The 232-nt window shown below is 59.5% G+C and carries 1 pseudogene; it reads right to left on the bottom strand.

Annotated features, from left to right (window positions below):
* Positions 1-232 (bottom strand): annotated as a pseudogene (locus tag AAEY68_RS21755) (hypothetical protein); the annotation flags it as partial.

Here is a 232-nt window from a genome sequence, read left to right as displayed (position 1 = left end):
AGTCGGGCTCGCGCTGCGTGTTGCGGAAATAGACTTCGTTGACGATCGCGAGCACCGGGATCTCGAACAGGATCGTATGCAGCCACGGCCCCTCGATCACGATGTCGATCTCGCCGTTGCCCTTCGGCGACGGCGTGACCGAGATGTACTTCTCGTTCAGGTGGAACAGCGCGAGGAAATCGACGAAGTCGCTCTTGATGAAGCGCATCCGCCGCAGGTAATCGAGTTCGAC

It is taken from the genome of Pseudoalteromonas sp. RB2-MNA-CIBAN-0110, assembly GCF_040309305.1.
GTDB lineage: Bacteria > Pseudomonadota > Gammaproteobacteria > Enterobacterales > Alteromonadaceae > Pseudoalteromonas > Pseudoalteromonas arctica.
The sequence above is the reverse complement of the archived record's forward strand: the minus strand, read 5'-3'. Positions and strand labels throughout refer to the sequence as shown.